At 62.5% G+C, this 16,653-nt stretch carries 16 protein-coding genes; 9 read left to right on the top strand and 7 right to left on the bottom strand.

Annotation, left to right across the window (positions count from 1 at the left end; translation table 11 throughout):
* Nucleotides 1-990, top strand: a 990-nt coding sequence (locus tag IAE39_RS20560; RefSeq protein WP_201205946.1) for a DUF4917 family protein, incomplete at its 5' end; no start/stop codon positions are given.
* Nucleotides 991-1,010: 20 nt separating this feature from the next.
* Here IAE39_RS20560 and IAE39_RS20555 read toward each other — a convergent pair.
* From IAE39_RS20555 to IAE39_RS20545, 4 genes are all read right to left on the bottom strand, one after another.
* The gene (locus IAE39_RS20555) at nucleotides 1,011-1,517 is read right to left on the bottom strand and encodes a helix-turn-helix transcriptional regulator (protein ID WP_201205947.1); all 507 of its coding nucleotides are present in this window, start codon (nucleotides 1,515-1,517) and stop codon (nucleotides 1,011-1,013) included.
* Nucleotides 1,507-1,797, bottom strand: coding sequence for a hypothetical protein (locus tag IAE39_RS29755; protein ID WP_236548728.1), 291 nt, complete (start codon nucleotides 1,795-1,797; stop codon nucleotides 1,507-1,509). The genes IAE39_RS20555 and IAE39_RS29755 overlap by 11 nt, the downstream gene beginning before the upstream one ends.
* 192 nt (nucleotides 1,798-1,989) lie before the next feature.
* On the bottom strand, nucleotides 1,990-3,204 hold the full coding sequence (locus IAE39_RS20550; RefSeq protein ID WP_201205944.1) for a class I SAM-dependent methyltransferase: 1,215 nt from the start codon (nucleotides 3,202-3,204) through the stop codon (nucleotides 1,990-1,992).
* Nucleotides 3,205-3,348: 144 nt separating this feature from the next.
* Complete coding sequence (locus IAE39_RS20545) at nucleotides 3,349-3,966, bottom strand: TPM domain-containing protein (protein WP_201205943.1); 618 nt, start codon at nucleotides 3,964-3,966, stop codon at nucleotides 3,349-3,351.
* 186 nt (nucleotides 3,967-4,152) lie between these two features.
* Here IAE39_RS20545 and bglX point away from each other — a divergent pair, with 186 nt between their 5' ends.
* The 5 genes from bglX to IAE39_RS20520 all read left to right on the top strand — a co-directional run bounded on the left by bglX (nucleotide 4,153) and on the right by IAE39_RS20520 (nucleotide 12,607).
* A complete protein-coding gene (gene bglX, locus IAE39_RS20540; protein ID WP_201205941.1) occupies nucleotides 4,153-6,444 on the top strand; it encodes a beta-glucosidase BglX in 2,292 nt (763 codons plus the stop codon).
* 147 nt (nucleotides 6,445-6,591) lie between these two features.
* Nucleotides 6,592-8,349 (top strand): sensor histidine kinase, encoded by a 1,758-nt coding sequence (locus IAE39_RS20535; RefSeq protein WP_201205939.1) that lies wholly within the window; start codon nucleotides 6,592-6,594, stop codon nucleotides 8,347-8,349.
* Nucleotides 8,343-9,677, top strand: coding sequence for a sigma-54-dependent transcriptional regulator (locus IAE39_RS20530; RefSeq protein ID WP_201205937.1), 1,335 nt, complete (start codon nucleotides 8,343-8,345; stop codon nucleotides 9,675-9,677). Before IAE39_RS20535 ends, IAE39_RS20530 begins: the two co-directional genes overlap by 7 nt.
* Before the next feature lie 278 nt (nucleotides 9,678-9,955).
* The gene (locus IAE39_RS20525) at nucleotides 9,956-11,275 is read left to right on the top strand and encodes an MFS transporter (RefSeq protein WP_201205935.1); all 1,320 of its coding nucleotides are present in this window, start codon (nucleotides 9,956-9,958) and stop codon (nucleotides 11,273-11,275) included.
* A 192-nt stretch (nucleotides 11,276-11,467) separates the two neighbouring features.
* Nucleotides 11,468-12,607, top strand: coding sequence for a Fic family protein (locus IAE39_RS20520; RefSeq protein ID WP_201205933.1), 1,140 nt, complete (start codon nucleotides 11,468-11,470; stop codon nucleotides 12,605-12,607).
* Here the strand turns inward: IAE39_RS20520 and IAE39_RS20515 are convergent.
* Nucleotides 12,586-13,338: a COG4705 family protein gene (locus IAE39_RS20515; RefSeq protein ID WP_201205931.1), complete on the bottom strand. Its 753-nt coding sequence runs from the start codon at nucleotides 13,336-13,338 to the stop codon at nucleotides 12,586-12,588. The two genes, IAE39_RS20520 and IAE39_RS20515, sit on opposite strands and share 22 nt — an antisense overlap.
* Before the next feature lie 339 nt (nucleotides 13,339-13,677).
* Here IAE39_RS20515 and IAE39_RS20510 point away from each other — a divergent pair, with 339 nt between their 5' ends.
* Complete coding sequence (locus IAE39_RS20510) at nucleotides 13,678-13,965, top strand: hypothetical protein (protein WP_201205929.1); 288 nt, start codon at nucleotides 13,678-13,680, stop codon at nucleotides 13,963-13,965.
* A gap of 118 nt (nucleotides 13,966-14,083) precedes the next feature.
* Nucleotides 14,084-14,689 (top strand): flavin reductase family protein, encoded by a 606-nt coding sequence (locus tag IAE39_RS20505; protein ID WP_201205927.1) that lies wholly within the window; start codon nucleotides 14,084-14,086, stop codon nucleotides 14,687-14,689.
* Here the strand turns inward: IAE39_RS20505 and IAE39_RS20500 are convergent, their stop codons facing one another.
* Together IAE39_RS20500 and IAE39_RS20495 are read right to left on the bottom strand one after the other, a co-directional pair.
* Nucleotides 14,690-14,923 (bottom strand): hypothetical protein, encoded by a 234-nt coding sequence (locus IAE39_RS20500; RefSeq protein WP_201205925.1) that lies wholly within the window; start codon nucleotides 14,921-14,923, stop codon nucleotides 14,690-14,692.
* A gap of 196 nt (nucleotides 14,924-15,119) precedes the next feature.
* On the bottom strand, nucleotides 15,120-15,413 hold the full coding sequence (locus IAE39_RS20495) for a putative quinol monooxygenase (RefSeq protein WP_201205923.1): 294 nt from the start codon (nucleotides 15,411-15,413) through the stop codon (nucleotides 15,120-15,122).
* A 202-nt stretch (nucleotides 15,414-15,615) separates the two neighbouring features.
* Here IAE39_RS20495 and IAE39_RS20490 point away from each other — a divergent pair, with 202 nt between their 5' ends.
* A complete protein-coding gene (locus tag IAE39_RS20490; RefSeq protein WP_201205921.1) occupies nucleotides 15,616-16,536 on the top strand; it encodes an AraC family transcriptional regulator in 921 nt (306 codons plus the stop codon).
* Nucleotides 16,537-16,653: the final 117 nt, after the last annotated feature.

Below are 16,653 nucleotides of genomic sequence, written 5' to 3'. Positions count from 1 at the left end.
CTCCCCCCCTGGCCAGAACTCGCCGCCCGCCACCCCTGCGACGCCCTGCTGCTGGGCAACGGCGCCAGCCGCGCCGTGTGGAAGCCGTTCGGCTACTTCTCGCTGTTCGAGGAAGCACAACGCGCCGGCCGCAAGAAAGGCCTGGCCATCAGCGACCAGGCCCTGTTCAAGTCCTTGGCCACGGAACTGTTCGAGCCGGTGCTCAGCACCCTCAACACCACCGTGCGCGCCAATGCGGCGCTGGCCATCAACTCCACCGCGCCGCTGAACCGCTACTACTCGATCAAGGAAGCGTTGATCCATGCCGTGCGAACCGTGCACTTGCCGTGGCCGCTGATGCGCCCTGCAACCCTGGACGTTCTCAACCACGCGTTGCGCGGTTATCGCAGCGTCTACACCAGCAACTATGACCTGTTGCTGCCGTGGGCCGTGCAACACGCCCCGCATGGCTTCGCCGAACTGTTCGACGAGCAAGGCTTCTTCGACGTGCGCCGCACCCGCTGCGAAGGCACCCGGGTCATGCACCTGCATGGTGGCCTGCACCTGCTCAAGTTGCCCGACGGTACCACCCGCCAGCGCAGCGCCGACAGTGCCGAACTGCTCGATGGTTTTGCCGTGAACATTCCGGGTGAAGTACCGCTGTTCGTCAACGAAGACCGCAGCGAAGAGAAACTGCGCGCGATTCGTCACTCGGACTACCTGAGCTGGTGCCTGGGTCAGCTTGCGCAGGAACATCAGGGCCTATGCCTGTTCGGCCAACATCTGGACAGCACTGACCAGCACCTGCTTGAAGCCATTCGACTGGCCGGGCCGAAACAGCTGTCGATTGCTATCCGGCCATTGAGCGAAGCGTCGGTCATCAACCAGAAGCAGCATTTCGTTGATCGCTTCGGCGATATGCCGGGCACGACACTGCATTTCTTCGATGCCAGTACCCATCCATTGGGGCAGGCAGAGCTGGCTATAGAATTACCGCCCGCCCGAAGATGAGGCGAGCTTGAAGCACATGTTCAATGTGCCAAGCCAGGCTCGCCGAAAACGCGCTCGTAGGCCCTCGCCACATTGACAGCCATCGCCATACGAGCAAGCTCCAACGTGTTCTGGCCGATCACATAGCTCCCTCGTTCCTGCAACCAGGCCAGAATGTCGGCAAGGTGCCACAGAGACGTGCTGCCATCGTGAACAGGTACAGGGAAGCTATTGGCATGCGCGAGCATCAATTTGCGCATGTTCTGTCGAGATACGCCGATGATTTCAGCCACATCGCTCAACCCTACAAGGTCAGGGCTTGCCTCGATGAGACGAGCGCCCGGAACAACTCTGCCAACGTCATTGAGCGCACTCTCAAGAGCCTGCCTTGCAGAGCCGGATTCGCGAATGAATGCCAATGCCAAGCGCCCAGGCTGACCTACACCGACCAGCGCATCATCACATCCGTTTTCAGCCAGACGCTCCAGGAGCGCATCGATATCTTCGTTTTCGCCCAATTGATACTTGAGGGTGAACTCATACTCCATCATTACTTTCCTCCCCGGCATCAAGCGCCTGCGTTGCCGTTCTGCCAGCCGTACAGTTGTCGACCACACGCCTTAGTTGTCGCGCTAGATTGCCGGCGCTCCTCGGAGTGCTCCATACGCTGGTAATGCAGAATTCCCCGCACCGGCAATCAGCATTGTTGTAGGGGCAATACAGCTTTCCCCAACAATGCCCGCCGCCTACCACGACTCTCCATCCCTTTGACTCTGCGTGCCTCAAGGCCTGCTCGACCTCTTTCCTGGCATGACTGGGGCGCGCCATCAGCTTTTCTCCAGTGTGGGCTTGTCAGCGAAAGGTTGTCAAATGACAACCATCTCCTTACCAAGCACGCCACATTACAGAAACCCTGAAGCGATAAGTCGCAGGAGCGCAAATCAGGAAATGCCCTACAAGAATACTGGAACCCTGTCTGAAGAATGGCCGGACCTGACTCGAGGCCAGAATCCGGGGCGCTCAAAGCAACCCATCACCCCGCAACAACGTCTCCAGGCAATGCTCCTGCACCCCATAAAACGCCTTGAGCTGGGTAATCTTCTCCAGCAACGCGCCGTTGTCCACCGCCTGGCGCCGCTTCACCGCAAGAATCATCTTGTTCTTGTTGGTGTGCTCCAGCGAGATGAACTCGAATACCTTGGTTTCGTAACCGCAGGCCTCCAGGTACAGCGCACGCAGGCTGTCGGTGAGCATTTCGGCCTGCTGGCCCAGGTGCAGGCCGTACTGCAGCATCGGTTGCAACAAGCCTGGGCTGTGCAGTTGCGGGCGGATCTGTTTATGGCAACACGGCGAGCACATGATGATTGCTGCATTGCAGCGGATGCCGGTATGGATGGCGTAGTCGGTGGCGATGTCACAGGCATGCAGGGCGATCATCACTTCGATGGCTGCAGGTACCACGCTGCGTACGTCACCACACTGGAACTCCAGGCCCGGGTGCTCCAGGCGCGAGGCGGCGGCGTTGCACAGGTCGACCATGTCCTGGCGCAATTCAACGCCGGTCACCTGTGCTTCGCGGCCCAGGCTGTTGCGCAGGTAGTCGTGCATGGCAAAGGTCAGGTAACCCTTGCCCGAACCGAAGTCGGCCACCCGCAGCGCCTGCTGTGCCGGCACCGGAGCGCTGGCCAGGGCGTGGTCGAACACCTCGATGAACTTGTTGATCTGCTTCCACTTGCGCGACATGGACGGGATCAGCGCGCCTTGTGCGTCGGTTACGCCGAGGTCGCGCAGGAACGGCCGCGACAGCTCCAGGTAGCGTTTCTTCTCGCGGTCATGACCACTGCCTGCGGCAACCTCGCGCGGTGCCTGCGCGCCATGGCGCTGCAGCATGGGCTTGCCCTTCTTGCTGAAGGTCAGCTGCACTTCGCCGTCCGCGTCGAACAGGTGGGCATTGCGGAAGCTGTCCGGCAACAACTCGGCGACCAGTGCCTGGGCCTGGTCCAGCGCCAGGTTGCGGGTGATGTCGCGGGTCTGGTGGCGGTAGACCAGCGACAGGCACGGCTGGCCCTTGACCTGTAGCGGCTTGGCTATGATCCGTTGCAAGGTCTGGTCGGCGCCGACATGGCGCGCCAGTACCAGTTTGACCAAGGTGTTGCCGTGCAGGGCAGCGTGCAGCAGGTCGAGAAACTGAGCGCGCGCATCCGGCGCGACGGAAGCGGAATGACTGGCGGACATGGAGAAACGGTGCCTCGAATAGCGGGAAGCGCATTCTACACCCTGTGGGAGCGGGTTTACCCGCGAATGCGTCGGTAGCCTCTAGGCAGTATTCGCGGGTGAACCCGCTCCCACAGGGAACGCGTCAAGCCAGGCGGATCCGAATCAATCGAGAATTACCAGCCGGTTGGGCAACTCGTTGCGGGCATGGGTTGGCGGAACGTGCTGACTAAGCAGCTCACTACACGCCTCGATGCACTCGACAAAGCCCTGCAAGGTTTGCCCCTGGCGAACCTGTTCAGCAAAGCGGGCACCGATGGCTGCGCGCGCTTTGGCATCCAGGCAGTGCTCGATACCGCGATCGACCAGTATCTCCACATGCCGCTCCGCCTCGCTGACAAAAATCAGCACCCCCGTCGCGCCGGCCGTGCGCTGCAGGTTCTGCTCGCGAAACTGCTGCCGGGCCAGGCGCGAGGCACGCCAGCGGCGCAGCCCCCGAGGGATCAGCCAGCCGGCCAGGCGCGGGTTGCGCAGCAGCAGGCACAGGCCGACAAACAGCAGCACGTTGGCCACCAGCAAGCCACGCACACCCGGCCAACCCGTCAACCACTGCAACAGCCCAGGCACAGCCAGCGCCAGCACGGCGGCCCAGAACAACGGCCAATAGGCGTAATCGTCGGCACGCCGGGCCAGTACCGTCACCAGTTCGGCATCGGTACGCCGTTCGGCACGGGCAATGGCTTCGGCAATCTGCCGCTGATGGTATTCGTCGAAAGGGGTCATGCCGTCGGTCTCTTGAACGTTCTTATAGTTGTTGTCCCGGCATTCGGGGCTTCGTCCGCGGGTGACATATTCAGGCATAATCCGCCGCTGGATGAATTGCCTGCGAATCGTACAACAATAGCCGCCTGAAAACTTCGGCCGCGCGCGTATCACCGTGGATACGGCACAAGCCCCAAAACGGAATTGATGATGAAACTGTCCTTGCTGGGCCTGGCCATGGGCCTTGCCAGTCAGGCGGCCCTCGCCGCCCCCTCCGCCCCGCCCCTGCAAGACAAGCAGGCCTTCATCGAGCATCTGATCAGCCAGATGACCGAAGCCGAGAAAATCGGCCAGCTACGCCTGATCAGCATCGGCCCGGAAATGCCCCACGAGAAAATCCGTGAAGAGATCGCTGCCGGGCGCATCGGCGGCACCTTCAACTCGCGAACGGCACCAGAAAACCGCCCGATGCAGGATGCGGCCATGCGCAGCCGCCTGAAGATCCCGATGTTCTTTGCCTACGACACCATCCACGGCGAACGCACCATCTTCCCGATCGGCCTGGGCATGGCCGCCACCTGGGACATGGACGCCGTGGCCAAGGTCGGTCGCACCGCCGCCATCGAAGCCTCGGCCGATGCCCTGGACATGACCTTCGCCCCCATGGTCGACATTGCCCGCGACCCGCGCTGGGGCCGCACCAGCGAAGGCTTCGGCGAAGACACCTACCTGACCTCGAAGATCGGCCAGGTGATGGTGCGCTCGTTCCAGGGCAGCAGCCCGGGCAACCCCGACAGCATCATGGCCATCGTCAAGCACTTCGCCCTGTACGGCGCGGTGGAGGGCGGGCGCGACTACAACACGGTCGATATGAGCCTGCCAAAAATGTACAACGACTACCTGCCCCCCTACCGCGCCGCGCTCGACGCCGGTGCTGGCGGGGTAATGGTGGCGCTGAACTCGATCAACGGCGTGCCGGCCACTTCCAACACCTGGCTGATGAACGACCTGCTGCGCAAGGAATGGGGCTTCAAGGGCGTGACCATCAGCGACCATGGCGCCATCCAGGAGCTGATCCGCCATGGCGTCGCCCGTGATGGCCGCGAAGCTGCCAAGCTGGCGATCAAGGCCGGTATCGACATGAGCATGAACGACACCCTGTACGGCGAAGAGCTGCCGGGCCTGCTGAAGTCCGGCGAAGTCACCCAGCGCGAGCTGGACCAGGCTGTGCGCGAAGTGCTGGGCGCCAAGTACGACATGGGCCTGTTCAAGGACCCGTACGTACGAATCGGCAAGGCCGAAACCGACCTGAAGGACTACTACGGCAACGATCGCCTGCATCGCGAGGCCGCACGTGATGTGGCGCGCCGCAGCCTGGTGCTGCTGGAGAACCACAACCAGACCCTGCCGTTGAAAAAGGCCGGCACCATCGCCCTGGTCGGCCCGCTGGCCGATGCCCCGATCGACATGATGGGCAGCTGGGCTGCCGACGGCAAACCGATGCATTCGGTCACCGTGCGCGAAGGCCTGCGCCGCGCCCTGGAAGGCAAAGCCAAGCTGGTCTATGCCAAAGGCTCCAACGTCACCGGTGACAAGGCGATCCTCGACTACCTGAACTTCCTCAACTTCGACGCCCCGGAAATCGTCGACGACCCACGCCCGGCGGCCGTGCTGATCGACGAAGCGGTCAAGGCAGCGAAGCAGTCCGACGTGGTAGTGGCAGTGGTAGGCGAGTCGCGTGGCATGTCCCACGAGTCGTCGAGCCGTACCACCCTGGAAATCCCGGCCAGCCAGCGCGAGCTGATCAAGGCCCTGAAAGCCACGGGCAAACCGCTGGTACTGGTGCTGATGAACGGCCGCCCGCTGTCGATCGGCTGGGAGCGTGAACAGGCCGACGCCATCCTCGAAACCTGGTTCTCCGGCACCGAGGGCGGCAATGCCATTGCCGACGTGCTGTTCGGTGACTACAACCCGTCCGGCAAGCTGGCCATCACCTTCCCGCGCTCGGTCGGGCAGATCCCGATGTACTACAACCACACCCGCATCGGCCGGCCGTTCACGCCAGGCAAACCGGGCAACTACACCTCGCAATACTTCGAAGAGCCCAACGGCCCGCTATACCCGTTCGGCTATGGCCTGAGCTACAGCAGCTTCGAGCTGTCGGGCCTGGCGTTGTCGAACAAGGATCTCAAACGCGGCGACACACTGGAGGCCAAGGTGACGGTGAAGAATACGGGCAAGGTGGCCGGTGAGACCGTGGTGCAGTTGTACCTGCAAGATGTGTCGGCATCGATGAGCCGCCCGGTGAAAGAGCTGAAGAACTTCCAGAAACTGATGCTCAAGCCAGGTGAGACACGCACCTTGAGCTTCCGCATCAGCGAGGAAGACCTGAAGTTCTACAATGGCCAACTGCAGCGGGTTGCCGAACCTGGGGAATTCAATGTCCAGGTCGGGCTGGATTCCCAGGCGGTGCAGCAGCAGAGTTTTGAATTGCTTTAACTGAAAAGGTCGCCTGTACCGGCCCTTTCGCGGGTAAACCCGCTCCCACAGGTACTCTGCAAGCAGATGCCCTGCACGATACCTGTGGGAGCGGGCTTGTCCGCGAAGGGGCCGGCCCCGATATCCCAATGATCCGGATCCGCCCCAATGCCCTTTTCCTTTCGCGCCCTGCGTCTGGGGCTGATCACCCTGCTGATCTTGCTAGGCACCGCCCTCAGCGCCGGCTGGGCCATGCACCAGGCCAAGCGCCAGGCCATGGAGGACGACGCCGAACGCGCCAACCAGCAACTGGGCCTGTACGCCAACACCCTGCACACCCTGATCGACCGCTACCGCGCCCTGCCCGCCGTACTGGCCCTGGACCCGGAACTGATCGCCGCCCTGCGCGGCCCGGTCAACGAGCCGGTACAGGACGCCCTCAACCGCAAGCTTGAACGCATCAACGGCGCCGCCAATTCCTCCACCCTCGAACTGCTCGACCGCACCGGCCTGGCCATTGCCGCCAGCAACTGGCGCTTGCCCAGCAGCTACGTCGGCTCCAACTACGGCTTCCGCCCTTACTTCAAGCAAACCCGCAGCCTGGGCAGTGGCCGCTTCTACGCCGTTGGCGTCACCAGTGGCGTGCCGGGCTACTTCCTCGCCAGCGCAGTCAACGACGAGCATGGCCGGTTCCTCGGCGCCATGGTGGTGAAGCTGGAGTTTCCCGAGCTTGAGCGTGAATGGCGCCAGGGCAACGATATCCTGCTGGTCAGCGACGCCCGTGGTATCACCTTCATCGCCAACCAGGACGGCTGGCGTTACCGTGAGCTGCAGCCGCTAAGCGGCGCCGACCGTGCCGAGCTGGCCGAAACCCGCCAGTACGACAAGCAACCGCTGGTGCCACTGCAGCATCAGGTACTCACCCGCTTTGCCGCCAACAGCACCCTTAGCCGTGTACAAGGGCCGCTAGGCAGTACCGAATACCTGTGGGAAAGCCTGCCGCTGGAAGGCGAAAACTGGACCTTGCACCTGCTGCGCAAACCGCAGGTCGCCGCCGATGGCCGCAATGCCGCCCTCGGCGCAGCCGCCGTGTGGCTAAGCCTGGTATTCGCCGCGCTGTTCGTCAGCCAGCGCCTGCGCCTGGCCCGCCTGCGCCAGCGCAGCCGGCAAGAACTCAAGCGCCAGGTCGAGGAACGCACCCGCGAGCTGCGCACCGCCCAGGAAGGCCTGGTGCAGTCGGCCAAGCTGGCTGCACTCGGGCAGATGTCGGCAGCCATGGCCCACGAAATCAACCAGCCGCTAACCACCCAGCGCATGCAACTGGAAACCCTGCGCCTGCTGCTCGACCATGGCCGCTACGACGAAGCGCGCCAGGCACTGGAGCCGCTGGAGCAAATGTTGACGCGCATGGCTGCACTCACCAGCCACCTGAAGACCTTCGCCCGCAACAGCCCGGTGGGCCTGCGCGAACGCCTCGACCTGGCCACCGTGGTCGACCAGGCCCTGCACCTGCTGGAAGCGCGCATTCGCAGCGAGGAAGTTGAGGTGGCCCTGTACCTGGCACGGCCGGCCTGGGTGCGAGGCGATGCCATCCGCCTTGAGCAGGTGCTGATCAACCTGCTGCGCAATGCCCTCGACGCCATGGCCGACAAGCGCTACAAACGCCTGGAGATCCGCATCGAGTCAGACGGCGAACTATGGCGGCTGAGTGTGCTGGACTCGGGTGGCGGCATTGCCGAAGCTGACCTGGCCAAGGTCTTCGACCCGTTCTTCACCACCAAACCGGTGGGCGAAGGGCTGGGGCTGGGCCTGGCCATTTCCTATGGCATCGTCCACGAGGCCGGCGGCCAGCTGCAGGCCGAAAACCTGCCCGGTGGTGCGCGCCTGAACCTTACCCTGCCCCGAGACCTGGTGCCTGTATGTTGAATTCAGTGATCGTCGTCGATGATGAAGCCAGTATCCGCACGGCAGTCGAGCAATGGCTGAGCCTTTCCGGTTTCAGCGTGCAGTTGTTCGCCCGCGCTGAAGAGTGCCTGGCCAATCTGCCGCAGCATTTCCCCGGGGTGATCATCAGCGATGTGCGCATGCCCGGCATGGGCGGCCTGCAATTACTCGAACGCCTGCAGGCGGACGACCCCGACCTGCCGGTGATTCTGCTGACCGGCCACGGGGATGTACCCATGGCCGTGGAGGCCATGCGCAATGGGGCTTATGACTTCCTGGAAAAGCCGTTCACCCCGCAACATTTGCTGAGCAGCCTGCGCCGGGCCCTGGAAAAACGCCAGCTGGTGCTGGAAAACCGCCGGTTGCACGAGCGGGCCGACCTCAAGTCACGCCTGGAAGGCACGCTGCTGGGCATGTCCCAAGGCCTGCAACAATTGCGTCGCCAGGTACTGGACCTGGCCAACCTGCCAGTCAATGTGCTGATCCGTGGCGAAACCGGCAGTGGCAAGGAGCGGGTCGCCCGCTGCCTGCACGATTTTGGCCCACGCGCCGCCAAGCCGTTCGTTGCCCTCAATTGCGCGGCCATCCCCGAAGCACTGTTCGAGGCCGAGCTGTTCGGCCATGAAAGCGGCGCCTTCACTGGCGCCCAGGGCAAGCGCATCGGCAAGCTGGAGTACGCCAATGGTGGTACGGTGTTTCTTGATGAAATCGAAAGCATGCCCCTGGCCCAGCAGGCCAAGCTGCTGCGGGTAATCCAGGAGCAGAAGCTGGAGCGTCTGGGCGCCAACCAGAGCATCAGCGTCGATTTGCGCATCATTGCCGCGACCAAGCCCGACCTGCTCGAAGAAGCCCGCGCCGGACGCTTCCGCGAAGACCTGGCTTACCGCCTGAACGTCGCCGAGTTGCGCCTTGCGCCATTGCGCGAGCGGCGCGAGGACATTCCACTGCTGTTCGAACACTTTGCCCGTGCTGCTGCCGACAGGCTTGGCCGTGCCGCCCCACCGCTGTCGGGTGCACAACTGGCTCAACTGCTGTCGCATGACTGGCCGGGCAACGTGCGCGAGCTGGCCAATGCGGCGGAGCGGCATGCGCTGGGGCTGGGTTCGCCAAACATCGAGGTGGCGCCTGGCGGGCACTCGCTGGGCGAGCAGATGGAAGCGTTCGAGGCGCAGTGCCTGCGCGCGGCGTTGCGCCAGCACGGCGGGGCGATCAATGCGGTGATGGAGGCGTTGCAGCTGCCGCGGCGTACGCTGAACGAGAAGATGCAGCGGCACGGGTTGGTCCGTGAGGACTTTATTGCGCGGGAATGAGCGGATTTCCGCTTATTGAAGTTTAGGGGTAAGCGAGAATTTGCTTATTCCTGGGGGATTTTGGGGCTGCTTTGCAGCCCTTCGCGGGGCAAGCCCGCTCCTACACTGGGATGTGAAACATCAGACGCGGCGCGGTCTCTGTGGGAGCGGGCGTGCCCGCGAAGGGCGTACAGTGCCCCCGTTTGGATCACCCCGCACTCATTTGGCACACCTTCTGCAATCACCTGTGCAAGCTGCGCCACGGCGCGCTCCACAAAAACAACGAGAAGGTATCCCTGATGGATAACGCCACCTCCCTGCCCGCCGGGGCGGCCACCGCGCCTGCCGCAGAAAAAACTACCGCCAGCCGCCTGAAGTCGATCTTCAGCGGGTCCATCGGCAACATGGTCGAATGGTACGACTGGTACGTCTACGCCGCTTTCTCGCTGTACTTCGCCAAGGCCTTCTTCCCGGCCGGTGACTCCACTGCACAATTGCTCAACACCGCTGCGATCTTTGCCGTGGGCTTCCTGATGCGCCCGATCGGTGGCTGGCTGATGGGCCTGTATGCCGACCGCAAAGGGCGCAAGGCTGCATTGATGGCTTCGGTACTGCTGATGTGCGCAGGCTCGCTGGTCATCGCCCTGACCCCTGGGTATGAAACCATCGGCGTTGCCGCGCCGATCCTGCTGGTCATCGCCCGCCTGCTGCAAGGCCTGTCGGTGGGTGGCGAATACGGCACTTCGGCCACCTACCTCAGCGAAATGGCCAGCAAGGAGCGCCGTGGCTTCTTCTCCAGCTTCCAGTACGTGACCCTGATCTCCGGCCAGCTCATCGCCCTGGCAGTACTGATCGTGTTGCAGCAGACCCTGACCACCGAGCAGCTGTATGCATGGGGCTGGCGCGTACCGTTCGTGATCGGTGCGCTGTGCGCCGTGGTGGCGCTTTACCTGCGTCGCGGCATGGAAGAAACCGCCTCGTTCACCAAGAAGGAAAAGGCCAAGGAAAGCCTGATGCGCACCCTGCTGCGCCACCCCAAGGAACTGATGACCGTGGTCGGCCTGACCATGGGCGGTACCCTGGCCTTCTACACCTACACCACCTACATGCAGAAGTACCTGGTCAACACCGTGGGCATGAGCATCAGCGACTCGACCACCATCTCGGCCGCTACGCTGTTCCTGTTCATGTGCCTGCAGCCGGTGATCGGCGGCCTGTCCGACAAGATCGGCCGTCGCCCGATCCTGATCGCCTTCGGTGTGCTCGGTACCCTGTTCACCGTACCGATCCTCAGCACCCTGCACACCATCCAGACCTGGTGGGGCGCGTTCTTCCTGATCATGGCCGCGCTGATCATCGTCAGCGGCTACACCTCGATCAACGCCGTGGTCAAAGCCGAACTGTTCCCTACCGAGATCCGCGCCCTGGGCGTGGGCCTGCCGTACGCACTGACCGTGTCGATCTTCGGCGGCACCGCCGAGTACGTGGCCCTGTGGTTCAAGAGCGCTGGCATGGAAAGCGGTTTCTACTGGTATGTCACCGCCTGCATTGCCTGTTCGCTGCTGGTCTACGCGACCATGAAGGACACCAAGCAGCACTCGCGGATTACGACTGACTGATACCGGCTTGGCAGCAATGAAAAGGGGCGTTCCAGGTGATGGGGCGCCCCTTTTTTATGGGACAGATCAGCCGGTGAGCCGATTAACCACCCTATTCGGCTCACAACATGAGCCGAATAGGGCTATTATTCGGCTCACACAATGAGCCGAATAGCCGGCTTATTCGGCTCACAGGAGGCATCGCCAACCATCATGAGCAGCCCTTTGTGGATCTGGCAGCAACCTGGCTGGCCAACCTTCACTTGGCAGAACGAGCCCCTCGCCCCACTGCTGCGCAACTGCATTGACATGCAAGGACGCTTGCTTGGCAAGATCGGCAGCGTCGATGAGCTGAGCGAGTGCCAGAACGTTCTGGACACATTACTGCAGAATATCGTCACCTCCTCGGCAATCGAAGGTGAACAGTTGAATGTGGGCTCGGTCCGCTCCTCCCTCGCTCGCCGCTTGGGTATCGAAGAACAGGGAGCCACCAATGCCCGCAGTGAGGGGCTGGCGGAACTGATGCTGGATGCAACCCAAGGCTATGACCAACCGCTGACCCAGCAACGCCTGTTCACCTGGCACCAGTGGCTGTTCCCTGTTGCACAAGGCACCTTGAGCAAAGCGGTACTGGTCGGCCAGTTGCGTGATGAAGTGCCCATGCAGGTGATTTCCGGCCGCCTCGACAAGCCCACCGTGCACTTCCAGGCACCGCCGCGCGATGGCCTTGAAAACCAGCTCAGCGAGTTTCTCGACTGGTTTGCCAGCAGCCGCGATGCCTCTGACCTTGACCCGCTGCTGCGTGCCGGCATCGCCCACTTCTGGTTTGTCACCCTGCACCCGTTCGACGATGGCAATGGCCGCCTGACCCGGGCGATCACCGACCTGGCGCTGGCACAGGCTGAGCGCCAGGCCATTCGTTTCTACGCCATGTCCGCCAGCATCCTTGACGACAGGGCCGGCTATTACCAGGTGCTGGAGAGCAGCCAGAAGGGTGGCCTGGACATTACCCGATGGCTTACCTGGTTTCTTGCCACCCTGCTGCGCAGCTTCGAACAGGCATTGGAAAATATCGACCGGATACTGGCCAAGGCCAGGTTCTGGCAAGCGCACCGTGCAGATGGCTTGCTGCCCGAACAGGTCAAGGTGCTCAACCGGTTGCTTGATGGCGGCCCACGCGGTTTCGAGGAAGGTATCAACGCCACCCAGTACCAGGCGGTGGCGAAGGTATCCAAGGCCACTGCGACCCGCCACCTCACCGACCTGCTCGACAAGGCTTGCCTGGTTCGCCTACCAGGCGGGGGCCGCAGTACCCGTTACCGTATCAACACTCAGGACATCTCCAACGCCTGACGCGGCTCACGACGCTGGTACCAGGTCGCCATCAGCACCAGTACCAGCAGCACCCCGCCCAGCACTGCCGATGAACCGACCGTGCCAAAGTCCAGGCCACCCTTTTCATGAGGTTTGGTGAGGAAGTCGCCCAACGTCGCACCAAACGGGCGGGTAAGCACGAATGCCACCCAGAACAGCACTACACCAGGGATACGCGTCCAGTAGCGGGCCGCTACCACCAGTGCAATGGCACTGCCAATAAACAGCGCGCCGCCCGCAAAACCCAGCCCGGAGTCATCGGCCAGGTAATCACCCAGCGCGGTGCCGAGGGTGTTGGAAAACAGGATCGCCACCCAGTAGAACAGCTCGCCCGTACGGTTCTTGATACGGGTGACATCCAGCGGGTTGCCGCTCACGCGCCAGACCAGGAACGTCAGCAGCAGGATGCCGATGAGCAAAGCAGAACCTGTGGCATAACCCAGGCCCAGGGTACGGTCCATGAAGTCGGACATGGTGGTGCCGGCGGTGCTGGTGGAGAGGATCACCAGCCAGTAGAGCATCGGGTGGTAGCGGCGCGAGTACAGCTGGCCGAGCAACGTCAGCAGGAACACGCTGATCAGTAGCAGCGAGCTGAGTGCGTAGCCGATGTTCAGGGTCATCGACAGCAAGTCCCCGGCCGTTTCCCCCAGGGTGGTAGCGCAGATCTTCATGACCCAGAAGGCCAAGGTGATTTGCGGGAGTTTGTTCATTGTTGTGCCGCTCCAGTTTTAGGTGCGGCGATGGTGCTCAGCAATGCCTGAAAAATCGGTTGGTGCTAGATGAAAAATACGTTCACCAAACATATCCGTAAGATTTTTCCTTCTTAACGCCCCATTAATTTCACCCCATCAAGCTGCAGTGGCTGGCAGAACGTTGGCGCATGCGCCGACGCTCGCTGAACCAGGTCGCAGGCTGAATGACACTGTGCGCACCCATACATATTGATAAATTAGATTTTTAAGCGCCATTTTTTGCGCTTTTTAATCAAATTAATCGGCGTAGCATTGAACCCATAGAAACAAACAACTCCCCCCCTCGGAGCAACGACCATGAAAAACAAACTGATCCTCACCTTGGCCCTCTCGGTTTTCGCTGCTGGCGCGTTTGCCGAAGATGGCTTTGACCGTACCAACGCCCACACCTTCGCCGCAGCCCAGACTCAGTCGGCCAACTACGCTGAAGACGGCTTCGACCGCACCGGCGGCCAACGTTTCGCCGAAGACGGCTTCGACCGCACTGGCGGCCAACGCTTTGCCGAAGACGGCTTCGACCGCACTGGCGGCCAACGCTTCGCCGAAGACGGCTTCGACCGCACCAACGCGCACCGCATCAGCTGATCCCTGCTGCGAGCACCCAGCCCGGCTTTTGCCGGGCTTGATCATTTGCAGGCGGGCACAGGCTTGGCACACTAGGCACCTTGTCCACCAGGAGGTAGGGCCAGCAAGCCCAGCACAGATGTATTACTACGAACCCGCCAAAGGCCACGGCCTGCCCCACGACCCGTTCAACGCCATCGTCGGCCCCCGCCCAATCGGCTGGATCTCTTCGCAAGACCGCGAAGGACGCCTGAACCTGGCGCCCTACAGCTTCTTCAACGCCTTCAACTACATCCCGCCGATCATCGGTTTCTGCAGCGTCGGGCGCAAAGACAGCCTGAACAACATCGAGCAGACCGGTGAATTTGTCTGGAACCTGGCCACCCGGCCGCTGGCCGAGCAGATGAACCAGAGCTGCGCGCCGGTCGCTGCCGAAGTAAGCGAATTCGAACTGAGCGGCCTTACTGCCACACCCTCGAGCATCGTCAAAGTGCCGCGCGTGGGCGAAACCCCGGTAGCCTTCGAGTGCAAGGTCAGCCAGATCGTCCAGCTCAAGCGGGCCGACCAGGAATTGGTGCCCAGCTGGTTGATCCTTGGGGAAGTAGTAGCGGTGCACATTGCCGAGCACCTGTTGAACAACGGCATCTACGATACCGCGGCCGCCGAGCCGATCCTGCGTGGCGGCGGCCCGGCGGACTATTTCGAGCTGGGCAACCTGTTCAAGATGGGCCGGCCGCAGGCCTGATCACCAGATCAGCTCACCCTCTTCGCTGACGCCCTGCAGGCGTTGCAGTTCGGCCGTGGCCGCTTCGTCGGCGGCCACGGCGCCCTTGAACACCTGCCCGTCGAGGACCTTGTGAAAACGTGGCGCGCCACCCATGCCCAGCGCCTTGACCGCGATGGCTGCGTGGTAGCCACCGCCTTCCACCGGGACCATCGCCGAAACCGCTTCGAATTGCGGGAATTCCCTACGTGCCATGTTGCTCTCTAACTGGTTGATCAGTGCCCGGCATCTTACCCCAGCCACCGCGCCCCTTGTAGGAGCGACCTTGCGTCGCGAAAGGGCTGCAGAGCAGCCCCAGGGTTTCAGCACAGATGCACAAATCGCCGGGGCTGCTGCGCAGCCCTTTCGCGACGCAAGGCCGCTCCTACAAGGGCCTGCGCCAGCTGACCAATTAATCAAAGGTGTGCAGATCCAGGCTGCTCACCACCTGCGCCTGCACCAACTCACCAAACACCTCCAGCGTTGGCGAGGCAAAGTAGCCACTCATCGCCTGCTGGTCCTGCCAGCTGCCACTGAGCAGCCACAGGTCGGCATCAGCCTGCGAGCGTTGCACGGTGAAGCTCAGGCAACCCGGCGCACGCCGCGAGGGCTCGAGCAGGTCACGCAGGCGCGCGCCCAACTCCGCCGAGCGCCCGCTGCTGGCACGAATGAACGCAAGATGGGTGACCGGTTGTTTTAAGGTCATTGCACAATCTCCTTGAAGCAGGCGGACGGAAAAGCCAGGCTGCCAAGGTTAGGGGCTCTCCCGCGCGATGCGTTAGGCCATTACTGCTGGTCGATTGCCTGATCCTGCAGCGCGGCAGGATCAGGCAATCGACGTGCAGCTTTCGACTAGCGCCCGCCATTGCCCAAACCTATGCTGCGACGGTCAGCAGAGGAAAGCCATCATGACCACCGCCACGCCCACCGACCCGCCCCTGGAACAGCAGCGCCTGGAGCTGGCCGAGTTGATCACCCGCCACGCCGGCGAGCCCCACGGCCCGGCATCGGCCATCGCTGACCTGTACCTGGTGCGCTACACCGAGAACGTGCGTTCGGTGCCGACCCTGGCACAACCGGCACTGTGCATTCTTGCCCAAGGCAGCAAAAGCCTGTTCCTCGGTGATGAGCAGTACGCCTACGACCCGCTGCATTACATGGTGGTGTCGGTCACCCTGCCATTGAGCGGCGTTAGGCTTGATGCCAGCCCGGAGCACCCAAGCCTGGGCTTGCGCATGGACCTGGACCCGGCCGAGATCAGCCAGCTGATCGCCGAAAGCGGGCCGATGCTGGTGCCCAACCGGCCTTCCGGTCGCGGCCTGTATGTAGACAGGACCGATGCGGCGTTGCTCGACGCCCTGCTGCGGCTGATTCGGCTGCTGGACACCCCACGCGATATCGCGATGCTCGCACCGCTGTTCCGCCGCGAAATTCTCTACCGCATGTTGCGCGGGCCTCAGGGCTATCGGCTGTACGAAATTGCCTTGGCCAACAGCCAGACCCACCGGGTCTGCCAGGCCATAAGCTGGCTCAACAACAACTACCAGCAGCCTCTGCGTATCGAAGACCTGGCACGTGAGGTCAATCTCAGCACCTCGACCTTGCACCACCGCTTCAAGGCGGTGACATCGATGAGCCCGTTGCAGTACCAGAAGCAACTGCGCCTGCAGGAGGCGCGGCGGTTGATGTTGAACGACGGGCTTGAGGCGGCGGTAGCGGCCTACCGGGTGGGGTATGAAAGCCCGTCGCAGTTCAGCCGTGAGTACAGCCGGCTGTATGGCGCGCCGCCGATTCGCGATGTGGCCCGGTTGCGGGCTACGGCTGGCTGAGTTCACGTTGGCCTGCACCGGCCCTTTCGCGGGTGAACCCGCTCCCACAGGGATTGCACAAGGTTTAGGGTCCATCCAGAACCTGTGGGAGCGGGTTCACCCGCGAAGAGGCCAGCA

The sequence above is a fragment of the Pseudomonas sp. S37 genome, assembly GCF_016658545.1.
In the GTDB taxonomy this organism is placed as follows: Bacteria; Pseudomonadota; Gammaproteobacteria; order Pseudomonadales; family Pseudomonadaceae; genus Aquipseudomonas.
This window is presented reverse-complemented; position numbering and strand designations above follow the sequence as displayed.